This window comes from Chroococcidiopsis sp. [FACHB-1243] (assembly GCF_014696895.1).
Classification (GTDB): domain Bacteria; phylum Cyanobacteriota; class Cyanobacteriia; order Cyanobacteriales; family Chroococcidiopsidaceae; genus Chroococcidiopsis.
The window spans coordinates 1-13,882 of the sequence record NZ_JACJQX010000077.1 but is presented as its reverse complement, the minus strand read 5'-3'; the positions used below and the strand labels follow the sequence as shown (position 1 = coordinate 13,882).

The following is a 13,882-nucleotide window of genomic DNA, read 5'->3' as shown; positions in this document are numbered from 1 at the left end:
ACGCTCAGGCTACGGTTTCAGAAACTTCGATAATTTTCAACTACGCTGTTTCATTTGCTGGTATCTTGATGATGCTCTAGCATAGTGGGAACGCAAGAGCCAATTAAATTAGGTTGTATTTTGAATAGGGTAAAGATTCTCAGGAGATTTTGAAGCTATAAAATCTCCTAAAATTACAAAAAAGTATGGCGGACAGGATTTAAAGATTCTGGTTGCTTCACCCACCCGCCCCAAGTATCGACACGCGCCTAGATGGAAGAACTTTTTCTTTCTGCATGGTGCGACGATCGAGTTGAGAGTTCGGTTGCCTGAGCTGCTAAAAATAGCGATTTAGCAACTTTTCAATATTGTTATCAGGCTTAATTGCAACTTTTAAAACCAAGCTGCAATAAACATTGACTCAAGAATTGACTCAAGCAGAGTCGCGAAGCAGAAAAAAGCTAAAATTAAAAAAGGAGTTCCTGGTAATATAGGAAGAATAACTCCTACAATCCCGACCACCAAGCTAATCGTTCCTGCAACTAATAAAGCAACGTTCTTAAGTGTTCTTAGCATATTTTTCCCTCCTGCTCTTGGTTTCAACTTTTCAACAATTTCAACTTTCTCAAAGTATTGAATTGCAGAACAGTTTTCAGTATAAATTGAATGAATTGAAGCGAACATCTACCAAGAGGAATGTAACATTAGGTGGAAATTGAGACGATTTACCTTACTTTTAAATAGTCAGCTATTAAAGTCATGATTGCTTATAGTTTTGATTTTCTGACTGTGGCGATTGCTGGCAACTGATAACTGATTATCCGGTTTCCTAATCATAGAGTTATGAATATACGAACACTTTGTGACCTGAACTTGTGCTAATAGTAGAAAGCACATGGATAGTTCATCTCAGCTCAAAAGCTGAAAAACGGCACATAGCCCGTCCAATGAACTTTGAGTTTATGCAGGAATCAATCGTAACTGTCAAGAAGAGTTTATCCTTCTTGCGGTTCTTGCTTAATTCCTGCATTTTTGTAAAAATCCCCTTAATAATCAAATAAAAAAGTTGTGGATGTTTAATAAGGCGAAAATAATATGCTGCAAGCAATCCAGCCTGAATCCATAGAAGAGCGATCGCTAGAATATGAAGTCATCCACACAATTGAGGGTCGCTGGCGCATCCGCGTTCCTCGGTTAATCAATGACTCAGAGTATGCTAGTAAACTGAAATGGTTATTTGATACTTTCGAGTTTGCAATTTACGTCCGAATTAACTGTCTTGTTGGTTCGCTCGTGCTGGAATATGATGTTTGTGCCATTGCTCCCACACAATTAAAAGAGAAAATTGGCACTGCTATTCAACAGGCTTACGTTATCGAATTACCTGTAGCGACAGCACCCGAACAACTCGACCAAAGACCCGAAATCGATTGGGTAGAACGCCTGGGTTTGCCGATGTTAGGGTTGTCTCTATCTTTGCTTGCCAATCAACTAGCAATGCCAATTCCGGCAATCTTTGTAGGCGGAGCAGTGGTTGCTGCAGCTTTACCGTTTTTGACGCGAGTGTTCGAGACAACGGTAAAAGAAAAGCGCTTAGATGCCGACCTGCTCGATGCGCTATGGATTAGTCTTTATACTGCCAAAGGCGATTTTGTTGCTCCGGCTTTGATGGTCAGCATGATTGAATCTGGCGAGTTATTACGTGATGTCACCGCCAGCGCCTCAGATCGGCAAGCATTAGATTTGGTGAATAGCTTGGGTGAATATGCCTTGGTAGAACAGGACGGAGAAGAATGGCGAGTTCCGCTCAAAGAAGTACAAATAGGCGATCGCGTTGTTGTCTACCCAGGTAGCATAATTCCTGTCAGCGGTCGCATCCTGCGGGGTAAAGCTTTAATCGACGAACATAAACTTACTGGAGAATCTACCCTTGTTTCCCGCTGTGAAGGGCAGGTGGTACACGCCTCTACTTTATTAGTAGAAGGAAAGCTTTGCGTTCTGGTCAAACGGGTTGCTGATAGTACTCGCATTGGTGTTGCATTCCAGTTAATGCAAGCCGCTCCCGTTCACGATACTCGCGTAGAAGATTACGCCTCAAAACTCGCCAATGCTGCCGTATTACCTACCTTGGGCTTGAGTGCCTTGATTTTTGCCGTAACGCGAGACTTCTCTAGGGCAGTCGCTCCCCTACACCTCGATTTCAGCCAAGGCATTCGGCTTTCGGTTCCCACCACAGTGATTTCTGCACTCTCCTATGCAGCACGCAATGGCGTATACATTCGTAGCGGCAGGGCATTGGAAATGCTAGCGCGGATCGATACCATCGTATTTGATAAAACGGGAACGCTGACGCAAGGCAATCCGGCTGTCGTGGCAATTCGTACCGCTAGCGATCGCATTGACGCAGATCGAGTCCTGACAGTCGCCGCCTCCGCCGAGCAAACCAATACCCATCCCGTTGCCGACGCGATCGTCCGCTACGCCGAAGCTAACGGCATCGAACGGCAAAAGTGCGAAGTTTGGGATTATCAAATTGGCTTAGGTATTGTTGCCCAAATTGCCGGACAAAGAGTACTAGTCGGTAGCGATCGCCTAATGCGACAAGAGGGCATTGAGTTGAATGCATTTCACGCTCGATATCCTGACATCACGTCCGGCAACCACTCCCTCGTCTACGTGGCGCAAGATAGCGAACTGCTGGGGGCAATTTTATATACCGATCCCGTGCGTCCAGAAAGCCATAGCGCCGTTGCCGCTCTCAAAGCTCAACGTTTAGATATTTATACACTCAGCGGCGATCGGCAGCGCGTTGCGAATGAAGTCGCCGAAAAATTAGGCATAGAGCCTGACAATACCTATAGTTCCTGTTCGCCCCTCCAAAAAGTTGAGATCGTTCGCCAACTGCGCGATAATGGATGCACGGTAGCATTTGTCGGCGAGGGCATTAACGATGCTGCGGCGCTTGCCTATGCCGATGTTTCGATTTCGATTGCCTCTGGAAGTGACATTGCACGGGAAACAGCCGATGTGTTGCTGCTAGACGACGACTTGCGAGGACTGACAAAAGCGATTGAAATTGCCAAAAGGTCAATGGATATCGTTTACCAAAATACAGCTTTAGTTGCCATTCCCAACATTGGAGTTGTATTTGCAGGTATTTTCTTCGCCTTAAACCCAGTTCTCTCAGTCATTATCAGCAACGGTTCTGCCCTCCTTGCCGAGTTGAATGCTTTGCGCCCGCTGTTCGATGCGGAAGACGATCCGATCGCCAAAATCTCCACCGCTAAGTTTTCTAACTCCAACACGAGCAATGACATTCCAGATTTCTCACCTCTGATGGCAACTGTCTGAATCAGCGATCGGTTATCAGTGACCAGTGACTAGTTATCAGTAACCAGTTATCAGTGGTAATGGGTAGTTGATAGTTGGTGGTTGGTGGTTGCTCCCCCTGCTTCCTTGTCTCCCTTGTCTCATAAAAATTCTAGCCCCTAGCCCCTAGCCCCTCCTATGGCTAAATGTCCTGTTTGCCAGACGGAATACATGGAAGGCAAGATTGAAACTTGCCCTGTCTGCCATTGGCAACTCCAGCCTTACCCATTTTTTGTTAGCTTACTGCCAGATTGGATCGAGCAAGAGAAAGTCAAACTAGAGTGGGCGCGGAAACAGTGGATGGCAACTAAGTTGCAAAAAGAACAAATGCATCAGTTGCAACTGCAAATCAAACAAGCTAGACAAAAAGAATCTCATCTTCAGTTTCAGCTAGAACAATCGCTTCAAGAGCGATCGCGCTTGCAAAGCAAATTGTCTCAAGTCGATCGAGAGCGATCGCAACTACAAGTAGAGTTAGAGCGCGTACCATCATTACTGCTGGAGAGCATACCTACTAGCAGATCGGAATTTTCTTTCTCTGTCCTAACCTTAGACGATCGCGGCAAACAAATCGACCGTCATACCAGCTTTGCCCAATCTTGGAGCGAGCAACTGGGAGATGGAATCGAATTAGAAATTGTTTCAATCGCATCTGGTACGTTTTGGATGGGTTCGCCTCCGAATGAAGAGGGACGGGAAGCCAACGAAGGACCGCAGCACCAAGTTACGGTCAAATCTTTTTGGCTGGGAAAATATCCAGTCACTCAAGCTCAGTGGCAAGCAGTCGCGGCTTTACCTAAAATCGAGCGATCGCTCAATCCCGATCCTGCTCATTTTAAAGGCGAAGATTTACCCGTAGAACAAGTCACTTGGTACGAGGCAGTTGAATTTTGTGCCAGACTCAGCCGCAAAACTGGGCGCGAGTATCGCTTACCCAGCGAAGCCGAGTGGGAGTATGCTTGTCGGGCGATCGCCTCGACTAAATTCGATCTGAGTCAGGCAGCGTTTAAATACATTGAAGATCGAGAAATCTTTAAAGCACAGGCAACAAAGCCATTTCACTTTGGCGATACGATCGTTTCTGATGTTGCTAACTACGACGGCAACTATACTTACCGCTCTGGAATCCGAGGAACTTATCGACAGCAGACAACTCCTGTAGGTAGCTTTGGGATAGCGAATGCCTTTGGATTATACGATTTGCACGGTAACGTCTGGGAATGGTGCGCCGATCCTTGGTACTCCAACTACAAAGGCGCTCCTACCGATGGTAGCGTTTGGGATTTTGGGGGAGACAACAGCCAGAGACTACTACGAGGCGGTGCTTGGTACTGTATTCCAAAGCTCTGTCGTGCCGCACAGCGCCACTGGGATCGAGCAGATAATTGTGGTAGCGGTATCGGTTTCCGCATCGCCTGTTCCTTTTTTTAAGGGTAAGGAGAAGAAAGCAGAGGGAGCAAGGAGAAATCACGCTGGCGCGGAAGTCGTTTGGCGTGGGAGTTAGAATTAACTGGTAACAGGTCACTGGTCATTGGTCACTGTATCCGGTGCTTCTGCCTGTTTGTAATGAGGCTCCTCGTCGCTACTTTTGTTAGTCTTGCCAGTAGTCTGCTCTTTTTTGGCTTCAGTCACCAACTCTTGCATGTATTCCTGGGCTTGGTGGCTAAACTCCTGCACTCGATCCATGCTTTCTAAACCCCAAACGATAAAAGCTTTTGCCAATGCTCTAGTTGATTCTGCAAGAGATTTATTGAGGTCGTCAGAACTCATATCGGTTAGTCTCAAACTAGATTTTAATTCTGTTTTATCTGTATTTAAAGGCGATCGGTGCTTTTGTCAGTATATTTCGATATTAAAAATACACGACGGCTTTTTCCAGCCAGCTATTTAACAACCAAAATAGGCTTTAGATCGCATATTTAATACTACACCATTCTCGTAGAGAATCGCGCAGTTTCGATCGCAAACTTTTGCCGATCGCGAGTTCTATTTAAAAGAGGTCAGCCTATTATGTTAGCAATGTTTGGGCTGCCTGAGTTTGAGTTTGTTCAATGCAGATCGCTTCTCAACTGTCCACAACACAGCTACGGTAATCGCGATCGCCATAATCCCCAAGCCGATACAAATAGCTAGAGTTTCCATATCTCACACTTCCTCTGCTTCAAATTTTGTTTGTTAATCGCGTAAATAGATTTTGATTATATACATAAGTTAATATTTCTGCAAAAATGAATACTTAAGTACTAGCTTTAGCTATTTTTTCACAGATGCAAAGCCATAGCAGCTTTGATTTTCGATCTTTTTCAACCGCTCGAACGCTTAATTTTTGACAGTAAATCTTTAGAAATAATACAGATTTACCCAAGTGCGAGCGATGCTTATTAAAGGAATTGAATATACTTATATACTTAGCATTTAATATCAAAAGCTGTTTTCTATCTAATGAGGTAAGCCAAAGACTGTGGTAGTAAAATCTATCCACGGATCGAGCCATCAGGCATAGTTGTTTTAAAAAACTTAGCTTGGGAAAAGTTAGTACGATTCGCGATCGCGGCGTGAAGATTAGCACCGCTTAAATCGGCTTCGCTCAGATCGGCTCCAGTTAGATCGGCTCCACTCAAACTAGCTCCCGTCAAGTTTGCGCCAATAAGATATGCATTGTTGAGATTAGCACCACTGAGATCGGCATCGGTTAAATCGGCAATATTGAGGTTAGCCCCAGTCAAGTTTGTAGCACAGAGATTAGCTTTACTTAAATTGACGGCGCACAGATAAGCTCGGATTAACGTAGCTCGACTCAGGTTTGGCATAACTCCCTCATTCTTTTTGCGCCAATCATTCCAAACTGCTATTCCTTGAGTTAGTAGAGCAAGTTGCACCGGATCTGCCATTTTATTGCCTTAACCTGAGGGAGTCTTACGCTCTTTAAGTCTAAGTTACAACGTCTAAGTTACAACGTCTAAGATACAACGTCTAAGTTATAACTCAAGTGAAAAGCAGCGTGAAGCATACTAGCTGCTCGATTTAGTCATTATGCCGCAAGTCCTTCAACAGATGGCGGCGGACGCGATCGTACTTGATTTTCTGGGGATTTCTAAAGTGCATTTCGCCGCTCATTCAACAGCGGATGGAGCTAGCGAAGCTACTGCTGACGACTACTGACTTAGCGATCGCCAACATTGCCTTACAAGTGGGTTTCTCCAGTCAAAGTCATTTGAATCAACAGTTTAAGCGATTCACGGGAATGACACCAAAACAGGTGCGCCCTTCATCATAAGAATTTGATAAATCGTGGTAAGAATCACCAAAGAAGTTGAGCATTGGAACTCTTTACGCTTGGGATAGATAAAACAAGGAGATAGAAGAAATACAAACACATCTTCATCTTCTGTTTAAATCTACCAAATACACAAAGGAGAAAAACAATGGCTGCTGTAGAACTCTATAACGACAGCAATTTCAGAGGAAAGTTAGTGGAAACAAATAGTGACACTCCAAATGTAGGCAATGATGTTAACGATCGCGTTACTTCAATTGTCATCAATCAGGGAAATTGGCGATTTTTTACAGATTCCCAATATCGGGGTGTCTCTGCCGATTTGGGACCAGGACGTTACCCTAATATAGGTCTTGGAACTATTCCTAATGACTCAATCGCATCCTTCCGTAGGATTGGGTAGGTGAAGAAATAGGGTAGATAATCCACCCTATTTCTTTACCTATTTGTAGGAGTAGAAAATGCCAGAAACAATCTATTGCCGACAATCTGCTTCTAGCCAGAGGTTATCGTAATTTTCTGATAATGCACTCCAATCGCTGCGGAAAAACTTTACTATAAACTTTACTAATAACGATATACTTTGTGATATAGCAGATGACACTCATCGGGAGAGAATTGTACGATCGCCCTACCTGGAGTTGCCATCCACAGCAAAATCTATGAGAGTGCGGCATCTGTTGTGTATCGCGGCATCAGAGAGCAAGACGGGCAGGCGATCGTCGTCAAACTGCTGAAGCAAGATTACCCTTCTCCTCAAGAATTAACCCGCTACAGACAAGAGTATGAAATTACCCGCTCCCTGAATCTCTCTGGAGTTGTCAAAGCATACAGCCAGCAAGATTATCAACGCACGCTTGCTATTCTCTTAGAAGATTTTGGGGGAGAATCTATCGAAAGATGGATGCGGCAGCGTCCAGAGGTATTCTGCTCCATGCCCTTATCCAAATTCTTCCAATTAGCTATTGACATTACAGAGATTCTGGGCAGAATTCATCACGCTAATATTATTCACAAAGATATCAATCCTGGCAATATCGTTTTCAATCCAGATACGGGCGTGGTGAAAATCATTGATTTTGGTATTGCCACCCAATTTAATCGCACAAATCCCAGCTTCAAAAGTCCTCATGTATTAGAAGGTACACTTGCCTACATTTCTCCTGAGCAAACGGGGCGGATGAATCGTTGGCTCGATTATCGCACCGATTTCTACTCGCTTGGTGTAACATTCTACGAACTGCTTACCGGACAGCTACCTTTCCCGACAACAGACATCTTGGAGCTAGTCCATTGCCATATTGCCAAATCACCATAGCGAAAATCTGTTAACCTTTGATGCGAAACAGTTAAGCTGGCAGTAGGATATTGCTCAAATTCAAGCCCAAAGTATTACCGATAATGTGGTGGAACTGCTGTTACTCCAGTTAAAGAAATTGCCGGAAGAAACACGACAAATTCTTCGCTTAGCCGCTTGTATTGGAACTGAGTTTAATCTAGAAACTTTAGCGATCGTTTGTGAGCGATCGCCTAGAGCAATTTTCCAGGATTTATTAACAGCAATACAAACTGGATTAATTCAACCCATATCTGAATTGGACGAAAACTTATTAGTTCAAGAGTATAATTTTTCGCACGATCGCGTACAGCAAGCTGCTTATACCTTAATTGATGAGTCACAAAAACAAGTCGTTCATATCCAAATCGGTCGCAATCTCTTCAACAAAAGTTTGCCAGATCAACTATCAAACAGGCTATTTGAAATTGTCGATCATCTCAACTATGGGATTGAGTTGGTTGCCGAGCAAACAGAACGAAATGAAATTGCCAAATTGAATTTAACGGCAGGTCAGAAAGCAAAGGCAGCCACAGCTTATGAAGCAGCTCTTAAGTATTTCAATACAGGGCTTAAATTTCTCAATACAGAGAGTTGGCAGAGTGAATATGACCTCACCTTGGCGCTGTACTCCCAAGCAGCAGAAGCGGCGTATCTTCATGGTTGCTTTGATGAGATGGAACAATTCGTAGAAATGGTACTCGATCGCGCTAAGACAGCGATCGACAAAGTACAGGTTTACGATAGTAGAATTCAAAGATATTTGTCACAGGGCAATCTGAAATCAGCACTTAAAATTGGACTAGAAGTGTTGAGGCTTCTAGGAGTAATTTTAATAGAAACTCCAAGTCAGTTAGATATTGAGAGAGAATTGGAGAAAACGGCTACAATACTCGCTGGACGAGAAATCGAAGATTTAATCAATCTACCAAAGATGACCGCACCAGAGCCGCTAGCAGCAATTTATATCCTAGCCAATATTGTGGCTGCTGCATTTTTTGTGTCGCCAGCCTTGATGATATTGATTGCGTGCAAAATGGTAAATTTGTCAATAAATTACGGCAATGCTACCTGGTCATTACTAAGTTATGCCAACTACGGACTGGTTCTATGTGGAGTTGTTCAAGACATTGAACTCGGTTATAAATTTGGCGAATTGGCTCTGGGCTTGGCAGAAAGATTGAATACTAAAAAAGGTAATGCTAAAGCATTAATGATAATAAGTGCCTTCGTCATGCACTGGAAGGTACATTTTAGGAAAGCAATACCAATGCTGGTTGATGCTTATCAAAACGGAGTGGAAACCGGAGACTTTGAATTCGCTGGCTATGCTGCATATAGTGCGTGTTATTTCTCGTTTTTAGTCGGTGAGTCACTCACACAACTGGAACAAAAAACGGCAACATATAGCAAAGCAGTCAGACAAATCAGGCGGGAAAACCCCTCTAATTGGATTGCAGTGTTGTGGCAGACAATCCTTAATCTATTAGATAGGTCTGAGAATCCCAGCCGTTTAATTGGTAGCGTATATGATGAAGAGCAGGCGCTACCGCACGCTATTGCAGTGAAAGACGGAAATGAAATTCGCTACTTCTATTTAAACAAAGTTATACTGTGTTATCTATTTGGAAAGTATCATCAAGCTGCACAAACTGCTGTTTTAGCAAAGCAGTATGTAGAAGAAGTAAAAGCAATAACGGCTGTAACTTTACTCTGTTTCTACGATTCTCTGGTGCTTTTGAGCCTATGGGTTGAGGCTTCAAGCTCTGAAAAATCAGCTTGGCTAAGTTGTGTTAGTAACAACCAGGAAAAGATGCAAAAATGGGCAAAACACGCCCCAATGAATTATCTACATAAATATCATCCGATCCCTCCGTAGCGCCAGAGCAAATTGCAGAAGCTTATCAATTTTATGTAGCAGGAACGGAACAACTCTATCCGACAGAGAGACTGCCAACGGTTCGGGCATTTAGGGGCGAACGCACCTGGAATGAAGATATAGAAATTCGCCAAAACAATACCACAATTCCAGTCGAGACTTGGGGAACGCCAGTTTATGACGAGCAGGGTAATATCGTTTATGCGATCGTTGCCTTTCAAGACATTACCCAGCGAAAACAAGCCGAGAAACTGCTAGCCGATTACAATCGCACTTTAGAGCAACAGGTCGCCCAACGAACGGCAGCTTTACAGGCAAGCGAAGCCGCACTGCGCGAACGAGAACAGGAATTGCGGCTGATTACCGACACTCTACCTGCCCTGATTAGCTACATCGATATAAATCAGCGTTATCAATTTGTTAACCGAGGCTATGAAGTTTGGTTTAACTGTAGTCGAGATAAGATTCTGGGCAAGTCCGTCCGTGAACTTATAGGTGAGGCAGCTTATCAGATTGCCCAGCCGCATATTAATCAAGCGTTAGCAGAGCAAACTACAACCTATGAGGCAGAAATCCCCTACTCATTTGGCAAAAAATATATCAGTGCTACCTTCATACCTGATTTTGGCTCCGATGGTCAAGTCAAAGGAAAGTATGGTCTGATTACAGACATTAGCGATCGCAAACGTGCAGAAGATGCATTACGACAAAGTGAAGCAAATTATCGCAACCTAGTACAAACCGCAAATTCGATCATCATTCGCTACGATCCGCAAGGACGAATTCAATATCTGAACGATTATGGACTAAGATTTTTTGGCTATGAGGAACATGAGATTTTGGGGCGTACCTTACTCGAAACGCTCGTTCCAGAAACCGACAGTTGTGGAGGCGATCGCAAACAATTCGTTCACGACCTGTTTCAAAATCCTAAATCTTACTTGCAAACTGAGGGTGAAAACCTGTGTCGAGACGGCAGACGGGTTTGGGTTGCCTGGTCAAATCAAGCAATTTTGAATGAGCATGGACATCTAGTTGAAATTTTATCAGTTGGCAATGACATCACCCAGCGCAAACAAGTTGAGTCAGCCTTACAGCGCAGTGAAACTAAGTTTCGCAACATTTTTGAAAACTCACAGGTAGGTATCTTCCGCGCCCGCCTCTCGGATGGATTAATTCTCGATGCTAATCAACGCTTTGCGAATCTGTTTGGCTTCGATTCACCGAAAGAGGTGATTGGGCTTCTACATGGTGCAGACTGTTATGTAAATCCCAGCGATCGCTCCTCAGCGATCGAATTACTTAACCGCGATGGTAAACTGCAAAACTTTGAAGTGCAGTTGCGAAGACGAGATGGAACATTGTTTTGGGCACTTTACTCTGCTCGTCCGAATGTTGCCGATCGATGCATGGAAGGTGTGATAGCAGATATTAGCGATCGCGTATCAGCAGAAGCCGCACTGCGTGAAAGCGAGCAACTTTTGGATGCGTCTTTCTCACAATCCCTTGACGGCTTTTTCATCATGATGCTCGACGAACCCGTGCAGTGGGATAGCAGCGTTGACAAGGTTCGGGTCTTAGATTACGTCTTTGAACACCAACGGATTACGAAAATCAACGATGCCATGCTGGTTCAGTATGGGCTAGTCGAGAGCAATTTATCGGTATCACCCCAAACGACCTGTATGCCCACGATCTAGCCTATGGCAAAGATGTGTGGCAACGTTTTTTTGATGCTGGGAAGTTACATATCGAAACAGATGAACGCAGATTGGATGGAACTGCAATCTGGATTGAGGGAAATTATATCTGCCTTTATGACTGTCAGGGTAGAATCATAGGACACTTTGGAGTACAACGGGACATCAGCGATCGTAAACGGGCAGAAGCCGCACTGCGCGAGCGAGAACAAGAGTTGCGACTGATCGCTAATGCTCTACCTGCCCTGGTTGGCTATGTGAATGCAAATGGGCACTATCAGTTTGTGAACCGGACTTATGAGGACTGGTTTCGTTGTAGTCGAGATGAAATTCTGGGTAAGTCCGTTCGCGAACTCCTAGGCGAGACAGCTTATCACATTGCTAAACCGTATATCGATCGGGTGCAAACAGAGCAAAACGCAACCTATGAGGCAGAAATTCTCTATCCGGTGGGCAAGAAGTATGTCAGTGTTACCTACATCCCTGATGCCGGTCCCAATGCTCAAGTGAAAGGGTATTATGTTCTAGTCACAGACATTAGCGATCGCAAACGTGTCGAAGAAGCTTCGATTCTAGAAGAACGCAACCGCATGGCACGCGAAATTCACGATACACTCGCCCAAGCGTTTACAGGCATTTCGATCCAAGTCGGTGCGGCAACTCAAGTGTTAACAGACGATCCAGAAGCAACCCAAACGCATTTAGACACGATCGAGGAATTAGCACGCACCGGACTGACTGAGGCGCGGCGATCGGTGACAGCACTTCGTCCCCAGTTGCTAGAGTCAGGCGATTTGTCCACTGCCCTCGATCGCCTAGTAACCCTGATGAAAGCGACTACCGATACTGCGCTAATTTACCAAATTCAGGGTACAGCCTATAGATTACCCGCTGAGGTAGAAAATAACTTACTGCGGATTGGACAAGAAGCCTTGACAAATGCAATTAGATATGAGTAAGCCAGTGAAATCAGAATTGAATTGGTCTATGAGGATGCACAGTGCTGCTTGCGAGTCAAAGACGATGGACGGGGTTTTGGAGTTGGTGGCGTTCCACATATGGGCGGATTTGGCTTGTTGGGCATGAGCGAACGGGCAGAGCGCATCGGAGCGCAATTGTTAATTAAAAGTCAACCTGGGCAGGGAACAGAAATTCTTGTCATAGTCAACCCTTGAGTGAGAATCATGAGCGACCAATCCACTACAATTCGGGTTCTCATCGTTGACGATCACTCCATTGTCAGACAAGGATTGGCAACCATTATTAACCGCGATCCAGAAATGACGGTAATTGCCCAAGCAGAAGATGGACAGCAGGCGATCGCGCTGTTTCGCCAACACCAACCAGATGTCACGCTGATGGATTTGCGAATGTCGCAAATGAGAGGGGTAGAAGCCATTAGTGCTATTTGTGCCCAATTGAAATCGGCTCGGATTATCGTACTCACAACCTACGATGGTGATGAAGACATCTATCGTGGCTTGCACTCAGGCGCTCAAGGCTATTTGCTGAAGGATGCTAAACCCAACGAGCTGCTTCAGGCAATTCGCACAGTGGCTCGCGGTCAGCAGTATATTCCGCCAGAAGTGGGGGCAAAACTGGTGCAGCGTTTGAGCAATCCAGAACTGAGCGATCGCGAGCTAGAGGTACTTGGTTTGATGGCGCAAGGGACGAGCAATTTAGACATTGCTAATGCCTTAATTATTGGTGAAAGTACGGTCAAATCCCACGTGAATCGAATTTTAAGTAAGTTGGGGGTGAGCGATCGCACCTCTGCCGTAATTATTGCCGTTAAACGCGGGATTGTCAGTTTGTAAGCTGCCTTGTCCTGTAGTTGAACTCCAAATTCCAACTTTAGTTGGAGCGATTCTCCCATTTGGAGATCGACTGCTGCACCGATCGCTTTATCGTGCAAAAGTGTCAACTCGATATGGACGACAAGCTAGAGGCAATTGCATATATTTAATTTAGGCATTGAGGCAAACCTAATAGCAATAAGGTTGCAGGATTTGAGTTTGCTTGATACAGATCGCACCAAAGATGAGCTACGACCATAACTACAGTTCCTTATTCGTCCCTCCTTCAACCCAAGATCGCATACAAGGTGTGTTGAGTGCTGCTGTGATGCTAGTGATGTATGGAGACTACCAATGTTCTGAAAGTGCAAACGTTTATCGACTGATTAAAGCAATTGGGCGAGAGCTAAATAGTTCTCATGAGCATAATTTGTGCTTTGTCTTTCGTCATTTTCCCCAGGTACAAATTCATCCTCACGCTCAACACGCGGCGGAAGCGGTGGAAGCGGCAGCTGCCCAAGGTCAGTTTTGGCAGATGCATGAGAT

General features: G+C 44.6%; 12 protein-coding genes and 3 pseudogenes. 11 read left to right on the top strand and 4 right to left on the bottom strand.

The annotated features are described in order from the left end of the window. Positions 1-372 precede the first annotated feature (372 nt). Complete coding sequence (locus tag H6G17_RS30350; protein WP_051033355.1) at positions 373-555, bottom strand: DUF454 family protein; 183 nt, start codon at positions 553-555, stop codon at positions 373-375. A 519-nt stretch (positions 556-1,074) separates the two neighbouring features. Here H6G17_RS30350 and H6G17_RS30345 point away from each other — a divergent pair. After that, a complete protein-coding gene (locus H6G17_RS30345) occupies positions 1,075-3,330 on the top strand; it encodes a heavy metal translocating P-type ATPase (RefSeq protein ID WP_192162231.1) in 2,256 nt (751 codons plus the stop codon). Between the two features lie 156 nt (positions 3,331-3,486). After that, positions 3,487-4,779: an SUMF1/EgtB/PvdO family nonheme iron enzyme gene (locus tag H6G17_RS30340; RefSeq protein ID WP_192162230.1), complete on the top strand. Its 1,293-nt coding sequence runs from the start codon at positions 3,487-3,489 to the stop codon at positions 4,777-4,779. 90 nt (positions 4,780-4,869) lie between these two features. On the opposite strand, the gene H6G17_RS30335 is transcribed toward H6G17_RS30340, so the two are convergent. From H6G17_RS30335 to H6G17_RS30330, 3 genes are all read right to left on the bottom strand, one after another. Beyond that, positions 4,870-5,118 carry a hypothetical protein gene (locus tag H6G17_RS30335; RefSeq protein ID WP_192162229.1) on the bottom strand — a complete coding sequence of 83 codons (249 nt, stop codon included), beginning with the start codon at positions 5,116-5,118 and terminating at the stop codon, positions 4,870-4,872. 243 nt (positions 5,119-5,361) lie between these two features. After that, positions 5,362-5,490, bottom strand: a complete 129-nt coding sequence (locus H6G17_RS34395; protein ID WP_015155664.1) for a hypothetical protein — start codon at positions 5,488-5,490, stop codon at positions 5,362-5,364. Between the two features lie 332 nt (positions 5,491-5,822). Continuing rightward, complete coding sequence (locus tag H6G17_RS30330) at positions 5,823-6,239, bottom strand: pentapeptide repeat-containing protein (RefSeq protein WP_192162228.1); 417 nt, start codon at positions 6,237-6,239, stop codon at positions 5,823-5,825. A gap of 142 nt (positions 6,240-6,381) precedes the next feature. Between H6G17_RS30330 and H6G17_RS34390 the strand changes: the two genes are divergently transcribed. From H6G17_RS34390 to H6G17_RS30295, 9 genes and pseudogenes are all read left to right on the top strand, one after another. Beyond that, positions 6,382-6,510 carry a hypothetical protein gene (locus H6G17_RS34390; RefSeq protein WP_277876129.1) on the top strand — a complete coding sequence of 43 codons (129 nt, stop codon included), beginning with the start codon at positions 6,382-6,384 and terminating at the stop codon, positions 6,508-6,510. Continuing rightward, a complete protein-coding gene (locus tag H6G17_RS30325; RefSeq protein WP_199317135.1) occupies positions 6,476-6,625 on the top strand; it encodes a helix-turn-helix domain-containing protein in 150 nt (49 codons plus the stop codon). The genes H6G17_RS34390 and H6G17_RS30325 overlap by 35 nt, the downstream gene beginning before the upstream one ends. A 148-nt stretch (positions 6,626-6,773) precedes the next feature. Further along, positions 6,774-7,028, top strand: coding sequence for a beta/gamma crystallin-related protein (locus tag H6G17_RS30320; protein WP_192162227.1), 255 nt, complete (start codon positions 6,774-6,776; stop codon positions 7,026-7,028). A gap of 222 nt (positions 7,029-7,250) precedes the next feature. Further along, positions 7,251-11,324, top strand: a pseudogene (locus tag H6G17_RS35005) (PAS domain S-box protein); the annotation flags it as partial. Between the two features lie 176 nt (positions 11,325-11,500). After that, a pseudogene (locus H6G17_RS35000) lies at positions 11,501-12,094 on the top strand (PAS domain-containing protein); the annotation flags it as partial. Positions 12,095-12,130: 36 nt separating this feature from the next. Then, on the top strand, positions 12,131-12,499 hold the full coding sequence (locus tag H6G17_RS34995) for a histidine kinase (RefSeq protein WP_347276491.1): 369 nt from the start codon (positions 12,131-12,133) through the stop codon (positions 12,497-12,499). A gap of 9 nt (positions 12,500-12,508) precedes the next feature. Beyond that, positions 12,509-12,715, top strand: coding sequence for a hypothetical protein (locus tag H6G17_RS32985; RefSeq protein WP_347276490.1), 207 nt, complete (start codon positions 12,509-12,511; stop codon positions 12,713-12,715). 9 nt (positions 12,716-12,724) lie between these two features. After that, on the top strand, positions 12,725-13,357 hold the full coding sequence (locus H6G17_RS30300) for a response regulator transcription factor (protein WP_192162226.1): 633 nt from the start codon (positions 12,725-12,727) through the stop codon (positions 13,355-13,357). A 223-nt stretch (positions 13,358-13,580) separates the two neighbouring features. Then, positions 13,581-13,882: pseudogene (locus H6G17_RS30295) on the top strand (thioredoxin domain-containing protein); the annotation flags it as partial.

Coding starts and splice junctions, on each gene's coding strand:
- H6G17_RS30350 (WP_051033355.1), bottom strand. CDS start 555: ATGCTAAGAACACTTAAGAACGTTGCTTTATTAGTTGCAGGAACGATT.
- H6G17_RS30345 (WP_192162231.1), top strand. CDS start 1,075: ATGCTGCAAGCAATCCAGCCTGAATCCATAGAAGAGCGATCGCTAGAA.
- H6G17_RS30340 (WP_192162230.1), top strand. CDS start 3,487: ATGGCTAAATGTCCTGTTTGCCAGACGGAATACATGGAAGGCAAGATT.
- H6G17_RS30335 (WP_192162229.1), bottom strand. CDS start 5,118: ATGAGTTCTGACGACCTCAATAAATCTCTTGCAGAATCAACTAGAGCA.
- H6G17_RS34395 (WP_015155664.1), bottom strand. CDS start 5,490: ATGGAAACTCTAGCTATTTGTATCGGCTTGGGGATTATGGCGATCGCG.
- H6G17_RS30330 (WP_192162228.1), bottom strand. CDS start 6,239: ATGGCAGATCCGGTGCAACTTGCTCTACTAACTCAAGGAATAGCAGTT.
- H6G17_RS34390 (WP_277876129.1), top strand. CDS start 6,382: ATGCCGCAAGTCCTTCAACAGATGGCGGCGGACGCGATCGTACTTGAT.
- H6G17_RS30325 (WP_199317135.1), top strand. CDS start 6,476: ATGGAGCTAGCGAAGCTACTGCTGACGACTACTGACTTAGCGATCGCC.
- H6G17_RS30320 (WP_192162227.1), top strand. CDS start 6,774: ATGGCTGCTGTAGAACTCTATAACGACAGCAATTTCAGAGGAAAGTTA.
- H6G17_RS34995 (WP_347276491.1), top strand. CDS start 12,131: ATGGCACGCGAAATTCACGATACACTCGCCCAAGCGTTTACAGGCATT.
- H6G17_RS30300 (WP_192162226.1), top strand. CDS start 12,725: ATGAGCGACCAATCCACTACAATTCGGGTTCTCATCGTTGACGATCAC.